The following is a 6591-nucleotide window of genomic DNA, read 5'->3' on the forward strand; positions in this document are numbered from 1 at the left end:
TATTCGTCCTGGGTGTACCAGTAGTAAAAGTCGCGCAAGTTGATGATAGTCATTGTATGTACCTCCATATCGTTTTTTGTGGTTGGGTTGCCGGGAAACGATATGGAGGACGGCGGGGAGCGACACCCGGGGGAGCCGCCCCGCACCTTGGGACTGTTTGTCCCAAAGTAGAAACGACAAGAAACGACAACGCCCGCACAGCGTTGTACTGTGCGGGCGCATGAAATGACGCAGTTCTTTATGTACTTGCAAATTTCGTGTTGCTGGCCAGAGTAACCCGGTGGAGGGGCTAAACTTTTTTTGACAAGTTAAGTGGGACAAATATAGAAAGAAACATAGCGACATCTCCTAAATACCGCCATGTCTCAAATAATTCAGTCCATATTAAAGAAAAATGACGGTTATTTCAAAACCGTCACTCGCCAAAACAACTTGAAATGGGCATAGCAAATCACCCTGCCGATTTACGGTTTTTTTTAATCGCCAGGGTGACTGCCAGTACAAATTATTTCTTCAACAAAACTGCAAGAGTTGAACTGTGTTCGCTGTATGTGCTACCAGATACATCACCAAAATATTCGCATATTTTGAAACCGCTACCAACTGCCTCATCTTCCAGTGCTTTTTTAGAAAAGTAAGTATCCCACAAATAGTAATTGCTTACTTTCTTCTTTGCGATAACCAATGTTTGGCGAAGTGTTACATTATCGGGGTATTTACAAGCCCTGTTTAATGCGATGTAGTTTTCTGGACACCAAAAGCCGCCGTCAGGACAGACTTCCCATGTTTGGCTTTCTTGAAAATTTTCAAGCTGGGTGAGAGAAAATACATCCAGCAAAAACCTTCCGCCGGGTTTGAGATGTTGGTAAATGATTTTCAATAATTGTTTTCGGTCATTTGTCGATAATGCCCCGAAGTCGCAGTAAATCATTGTTGCGAAGTCAAATTTTTTATCTAAAGATAATTTCAGATAGTCTTGATAAAAATAGTCAATAGGTAGTCCTTTTCTCTTTGCGCTCATCTGAGCATAATTTATAGAACGGTGTGAAAAATCAACACCTACAACCCTATACCCCTTTTTTGCATACCGCTCAGTATAAAGACCGGGGCCACATCCAATGTCAAGTACTGATGGATAGTGTTCTGAGGGAAGTATTTTGCTGATCCAATCAACTGATTTTTCAATAAACTCCAATTTTCTACTTGCTCCATCATAGTTTGGATTTAGATGGGCGTTAAGCATCTGTAGTGAAATGTGTTCATCATCCCAAAAAGGTATCTCTGTTTTAGTATAGAGAGGTGGCTTTTTGAAAAGCGGTGTTAATTCTGTTAGCATACAAGCTCTCCTTTCGTAATTGGACAAAATAAAAAGCCGTAGATTTTACTCTACGGCTAACTTCCTTAAAAAGATGAAAGATAGATAAGAGTAAAATAAAATCAAACAGTAGGCGCAGAAACAAAACTGTAAAAACAGTTGTTTCTTAACCTATTTAGTTGATTTTATCTACTCTTTTCCAGTCACGCCCATGCCACTGATTATGTGACATCTGATGTGCCGGACTCCATCACCTTTTCTTTTTTAATTTTATTGTTTTATTCTATCAGATGGATTTTCTTTTGTCAATGGTATATCCAAAAAAGTGAAATTAAATGCTACTTAAAAATAAAATCGTGTTTCGTTCTCATATCCCACCCCGAAATGTAAAATAATATAGAGGTGATGTGAGAATGTACCAATATGAAAAGCGCCTGGACTGTCATGCCTTGGGCCAAGAAATCAAGCGCAGACGAAAAGCCAAGGGCTGGACGCAGGAGCACCTGGCCCAGCTTGTAGACCTCACCCCGCGCTCCATCATGTATATTGAGAACCGGGGCCAGCACACCAGCCTCAACGCCTTTTACAAGCTCGTCACCCTTTTTGACATTTCCGTAGATGAATTTTTCTACCCGGACAAGCTGGGCGGCAGGAGTGAGCGCCGGAAACACATTGACCGGATGCTGAACGGCATGGACGAAAAGGAGCTTATCATCATAGAGGGAGCCGCAGAGGGTATCAGAAAGGCAAGAGAAACGGAGGGAGCGTAAGGAAAAGCGCGGCCTCCGTTTTTCGCGCCATGTATAGTGGAGCGTACGAAACGGCAAGCAATTCGGGTGTGGCCACACTCCGAAATTTTTGCTGGGCCGGGGGCCCGCAAAAATGCTTGTTGGGGAGCCTCCCCAAACCCGGCTCTTTGGGACAAAATGTCCCAAAGGGGTTGGCTGCGTCACCGCCGCTATCGCGTCTGTTCCTTATCAGTGCGCCCGTCCGTAAGGCCGAGCAGATGGTCGATGTTGGCCTTGACCGCCACGGCCTCCCGCATATCCCGCTGGGCCTGCCGATACTCGGCATAGAGGGCCTTTTTCTTATCCGCCAGCTCCCGCCGCTGTTTTTTCAGCGCGTCCATTTTGGGGAGCTTTTCACCGCCTAACAATTCATTCATAGCGGCCCGGGCCGCCCGGTAGGTGGCAAGCTCCGCCTCGTGTTCGGCCAGATACTTTTTCGAGTACCGGGCCGCCTTGTAGCCGTCAAATACGGGCCGGGCCTTTGCATAGTCCACCACGGCCCCCATCAGCCCGGAGACTTTGGAGAGGGCGGCCTCGGTGGTCTGGAGCTCCCCGGCCAGCGCGTGGGCCCGGTCAACTGCCGCCGTGGTCTTTGCCGCCAGCGCGTCATAGTCGGTGAGATTGTTCTCCTGCAGAAACTGGAGGGCGGCGGCCATCTGCTTTAGGTTGTAGACTTTCGCCCAGCGTTCATAAGCCGGGCCCTTGCCCTCGGCCATGCGCTGTTGAATGTCAATGATAAGCCCCACCTGCCGGATCGGGGGCGGCGCGTCCTTGGGGAGCTCCGGGAGGGGCCGCTCCCCGGCGATAACCGCCCGGATGTCCTCGGGGTCAAAGCCCGCGCCGAGGGTGGATGCCCGGAGCCGGGTGTACTTGTTCTGCCCTGGCGCGAGGAACGACACCACGCCGCCCCGCCCGCGCTTGACGGCAAAGCCGGACTCCTCCATTAGCCGCAGGAACGCGGCAAAGTCGGCGGGCTTTTTTTCAAGAGCCGCGATGATTGCCAGCCGCACCCGCTGCTGCGCGGAGGGCGGTTTTTCCCCTACCCACTGGCCATAGTGGAGGAAACGGCCCTTGCTGTGCTGTTTGGGATTTTGTATCACGGACAAATCATGCTCCAGACATACCCGGTCAGACAGCCGCCGGAGGGCAAAGCTGGAGCCGAGGAAATTATGGAATTTCCGGGAGCAGTCAAAGGCCGTGGAATTGAAATAGATGTGGTTGTGAATGTGGCCCTTGTCGGTATGGGTGCAGACGAAAAACTGGTACTTGCCTTTCGTCCAGCGCATCGCCGTTTCAAAGCCCAGCTTATTTGCCTCCTCCGCTGTCACCTCGCCGGGCGGGAACGCCTGCCGTATCTGGAAGAACAGAGCCCCGCGCTCCACGGGCCGGGCGGTGGCCGCCTGGTATTCGCTTTTCACCAACAGGAACTCGGCGGCGGCTGTGGCCGGGTCGCAAAGGTGGGAGGACACGGCCCCCAGCTTTTGGGGATTGAGCCCGTAGGCGAACCGCTCCTCCATCGTCTGGACGGCGCTCAGTCCCGCCGCCTGCTTGTAGGGCCGGATGTAAGTTGTGGCCGTAGTAGCACCTCCTCTTGCCATGAAAAAAGACAGCAGGCAATTCACCGCTGTCTTTGATGATGTCAAGTCGTTAAGAACAAGAAGTTATGAGGGTAGAAATTTACTGTTTGAATGGGGTAATGTCCCCCACAATGCGCCCAACAAAATATATTAAAGCAATATGAACTATATAGCAGACAATTAAAAGAGTTGTTGAAACAACTTTGTTTTTGCTCAACTTATTAGCCTTTGACCAGTAATTAGCTGTCGCCCATACTTCGGATGCAAAAAATAGAATGAATAACAAGTTGTATTGAAATAACATCGCCATGTTCGATAGCGCATAATTTACAACGATATAATTTATAGACTCGACAACTATATCAAGCCATTTGGCTGCTTTGGATTTCATAAGTATCTCTCCAATCAATAGTTTTTTGATATATAATCATTCTGGAAAGTAAGTGTAGCACATTTTTATATCGTTGTCCATCCCCCCCACCTTTGGGACAAAATGTCCCGAAGTACAAAAAAGCCGGGGAGCGGCACAGCACCGCTCCCCAGCAAATCACAGCTCCACCAGCGCGGAAAGCTGTTTCAGCAAATCGGACAGAGGCCCCCACAAAGCGGAGTAGTCCCGCTGGAGGGCCGATATTTCCTCGGGGTAGATGCCCCCGTAGGTGTTGGCATGGACAGCCACTTGATTAAGATTGTTTGAGCACCGCCGCTGGAGGGACACCAGCTCCCGGACGGGGGCAAGGTCAATCTGGAGCACATAGCCGCAGAGGGCCATCCGGCGCATATAGGCCCCCATGTTGCGGATGCCCGCCTGGGCCATGCGTTCCTGGATAAGTGCCTGCTCTTCCTCAGATACCATCACATGGAGATGGATGGGGCGGCGGCGCTTTTTGCCAGCCACGCTATCTGTCGCCCCGGTCGGGCGCGTTCCGTTTAGGCGCAGAGGGGGCCTGCCGTTCCCCGGCCAGCCTTGCCGCCTCTTTCATCTGTTCGGCAATCGGGCGGGGCCTGCCGCCGTCCCGCAGCAGGCCGGACACCTCCGGGGCGGGCCGGAGCTCATAGTCCGCCGCCTGCTTTTCCGTCAAAGGCTTTGTGTAGGTCAGATGCCCCCACGCAAGGAACGCGCCGCCCTCCACGGATACGCGCTTGTCGTAGTTTTCGATCTCGTCCGGGGCGTTGCCTGCAGGCTTGGGGAACGTACCGATGTCAACGGGCCGCTGGGTGGAATAATACTTGTAAAGGCCGGGGGCCTCAATCTGCGCCACCTTGACGGAGAACTGCTGCTGGTAGTTTTCCACACGCTCCAGCAAGTCCTGCTCCAGCGCGGCCCGGTCACTGCCATAATGCCCCCATTCATACTGCCTTGCGCCGTGTTCGTCATCATAGCAGGCCCACGTCACAAAGGGGGAGGGGGCCCGGGGATGCTCCCCCAGCGCAAAGCCCCGGCCATTCTCCAGCATGACGGCCTTTAAGATTGTATAACCTTGATTTCTGTCCATAGGAACCTCCTCTCGAAATGTTAGCATCATCCGGGGAAATCGGGGCAGGACGTGTAAAAGTACGCCCCGCCCCAAAAGCGGCCCCGGAAAGCCTTGAAAACAGCGGGCTTTTATACCCCTAAATGCTCACACATCACCCCCGGTATTTCCGCATATATCCCCGCTGTTTCTTCTGCCTCGCGGCCTTGGAGCAGGCCTCGGAGCAATAGCGCCGCCGCCCGTCCGGGAGAAAGGGCCGCCCGCAGACAGGACAGGGCCGCGTTTCCGGGGCGGGCCCCTCGGTATTGAGGGCGGCCTCCAGCACCGGGTTCAGCGGCAGGACCGCCTCCCGGAAGTAGCGGCAGTAAGCCCCCGTCCAGCACTTCCCCAGCATATAGCACTCACAGTCCAAAGGCAAGCATCCCATTTCCTGGTCATAGTTGGCGCACCATTTCACTACAAGGGAGCGGATAGCGGCCTTTTCCTCACGGGTCAGCTCGCGCAAAATATCACCTCCCGCCCGGCTTTTTCAAAAGGCTCTGAAAGCAGGAGCCGCAGGGGATGCCGCGCCAGTAGGGACAGCCACAGCACCGGGAGCCCTCCCGGGGCTGTTCCGGGCGGGGAGCCCGGGGCCGTGGGCGGCGTTTTATTTCCCGTTCCAAAGGGTTCGATGTGAAATTCATTCTCCGTCCTCCTCTTCTTCTTCCTCATCCCACGGGGGGAGGTCGTCATACTCACCGCCGCCATAGTCCTCGCCGTATTCCCCGGCCTCGTCAAAATCCTCGCCGGGAGCGGCGGCCTGCTGTTTCGGGCGGTAAATCTTGAAGTACCACCCGGCCCCGCCGCCGAGGGCCAGCACCGCCAGCACCAGCAGGAGCGTCCCCGCCCCGCCGGATTTTTTCGGCTCGGGCTCGGGCTCCGGCTCGGGAGCAGGTTCGGGTTCCGGCTCCGGGAGCGGTTCGGGGACGGCCTCCGGGGAGGGTTCCGCAAGGGCCATCAAATCGGCCACAGTGACGGCGTTTAAGAAGTACACGTTTTCCGTCTCCCGCTGGCGGTCAATCACCAGATAGAACACGGACTCGTCCGCCGCCATGATAGTGAAAAATTCCTTGCCGTCCTGGTCGGTGGCATTATCCACCATCGTCCCCTGCCCGTCCGGGGTAAAGGGGTTGGGCTCGGGTTCCGGCTCCGGGGTGGCCGGGGGCTCCACGGGGTCAAGCCCCTCCCACTCCGGGCTGCCCGTACCGTCCTCCCATTCCTCGCCGCCCCCGGCGTAGGCCGTGGTCGTAATGCCGCACAGCAAAAAAGCGGCGCACAGAGCCGCCGCCACTACACGATATTTCTTTCTTTTCATTCTGTGTCCTCCTTTTCCGGCCCGGCGGACTTCGGGACATTTTGTCCCAAAGCGTCCCCGGCCTTGATGCGCTGGAGCACCA

9 protein-coding genes are annotated in these 6591 nt (G+C 54.1%); 1 reads left to right on the top strand and 8 read right to left on the bottom strand.

From position 1 onward, the window contains the following. Window positions 1–505: 505 nt before the first annotated feature. Window positions 506–1336 (bottom strand): class I SAM-dependent methyltransferase, encoded by an 831-nt coding sequence (locus NFS22_RS22785; RefSeq protein WP_251319928.1) that lies wholly within the window; start codon window positions 1334–1336, stop codon window positions 506–508. Between the two features lie 392 nt (window positions 1337–1728). Here NFS22_RS22785 and NFS22_RS22790 point away from each other — a divergent pair, with 392 nt between their 5' ends. Beyond that, window positions 1729–2085 carry a helix-turn-helix domain-containing protein gene (locus NFS22_RS22790; protein WP_251319929.1) on the top strand — a complete coding sequence of 119 codons (357 nt, stop codon included), beginning with the start codon at window positions 1729–1731 and terminating at the stop codon, window positions 2083–2085. Window positions 2086–2273: 188 nt separating this feature from the next. On the opposite strand, the gene NFS22_RS22795 is transcribed toward NFS22_RS22790, so the two are convergent. From NFS22_RS22795 to NFS22_RS22825, 7 genes are all read right to left on the bottom strand, one after another. After that, window positions 2274–3620, bottom strand: coding sequence for a relaxase/mobilization nuclease domain-containing protein (locus NFS22_RS22795; RefSeq protein WP_251319934.1), 1347 nt, complete (start codon window positions 3618–3620; stop codon window positions 2274–2276). Between the two features lie 160 nt (window positions 3621–3780). Continuing rightward, the gene (locus tag NFS22_RS22800; protein ID WP_251319930.1) at window positions 3781–4071 is read right to left on the bottom strand and encodes a hypothetical protein; all 291 of its coding nucleotides are present in this window, start codon (window positions 4069–4071) and stop codon (window positions 3781–3783) included. A gap of 156 nt (window positions 4072–4227) precedes the next feature. Continuing rightward, window positions 4228–4578 carry a plasmid mobilization protein gene (locus tag NFS22_RS22805; RefSeq protein WP_420908908.1) on the bottom strand — a complete coding sequence of 117 codons (351 nt, stop codon included), beginning with the start codon at window positions 4576–4578 and terminating at the stop codon, window positions 4228–4230. A 1-nt stretch (window position 4579) separates the two neighbouring features. Next, window positions 4580–5176, bottom strand: a complete 597-nt coding sequence (locus NFS22_RS22810; RefSeq protein WP_251319931.1) for a defense against restriction DarA-related protein — start codon at window positions 5174–5176, stop codon at window positions 4580–4582. A gap of 133 nt (window positions 5177–5309) precedes the next feature. Continuing rightward, complete coding sequence (locus NFS22_RS22815; RefSeq protein ID WP_478293312.1) at window positions 5310–5660, bottom strand: cysteine-rich VLP protein; 351 nt, start codon at window positions 5658–5660, stop codon at window positions 5310–5312. Window positions 5661–5664: 4 nt separating this feature from the next. Then, window positions 5665–5838 (bottom strand): hypothetical protein, encoded by a 174-nt coding sequence (locus NFS22_RS22820; protein ID WP_251319932.1) that lies wholly within the window; start codon window positions 5836–5838, stop codon window positions 5665–5667. Continuing rightward, window positions 5835–6509 (bottom strand): CD1107 family mobile element protein, encoded by a 675-nt coding sequence (locus NFS22_RS22825; RefSeq protein WP_251319933.1) that lies wholly within the window; start codon window positions 6507–6509, stop codon window positions 5835–5837. Before NFS22_RS22825 ends, NFS22_RS22820 begins: the two co-directional genes overlap by 4 nt. Window positions 6510–6591 lie beyond the last annotated feature (82 nt).

It is taken from the genome of Flintibacter muris (assembly GCF_943192995.1).
GTDB classification, from domain to species: domain Bacteria; phylum Bacillota; class Clostridia; order Oscillospirales; family Oscillospiraceae; genus Lawsonibacter; species Lawsonibacter muris.

Excerpts from the sequence above, each read along its gene's own strand:
- NFS22_RS22785 (WP_251319928.1), bottom strand. The coding sequence starts at position 1,336 with ATGCTAACAGAATTAACACCGCTTTTCAAAAAGCCACCTCTCTATACT.
- NFS22_RS22790 (WP_251319929.1), top strand. The coding sequence starts at position 1,729 with ATGTACCAATATGAAAAGCGCCTGGACTGTCATGCCTTGGGCCAAGAA.
- NFS22_RS22795 (WP_251319934.1), bottom strand. The coding sequence starts at position 3,620 with ATGGAGGAGCGGTTCGCCTACGGGCTCAATCCCCAAAAGCTGGGGGCC.
- NFS22_RS22800 (WP_251319930.1), bottom strand. The coding sequence starts at position 4,071 with ATGAAATCCAAAGCAGCCAAATGGCTTGATATAGTTGTCGAGTCTATA.
- NFS22_RS22810 (WP_251319931.1), bottom strand. The coding sequence starts at position 5,176 with ATGGACAGAAATCAAGGTTATACAATCTTAAAGGCCGTCATGCTGGAG.
- NFS22_RS22820 (WP_251319932.1), bottom strand. The coding sequence starts at position 5,838 with ATGAATTTCACATCGAACCCTTTGGAACGGGAAATAAAACGCCGCCCA.
- NFS22_RS22825 (WP_251319933.1), bottom strand. The coding sequence starts at position 6,509 with ATGAAAAGAAAGAAATATCGTGTAGTGGCGGCGGCTCTGTGCGCCGCT.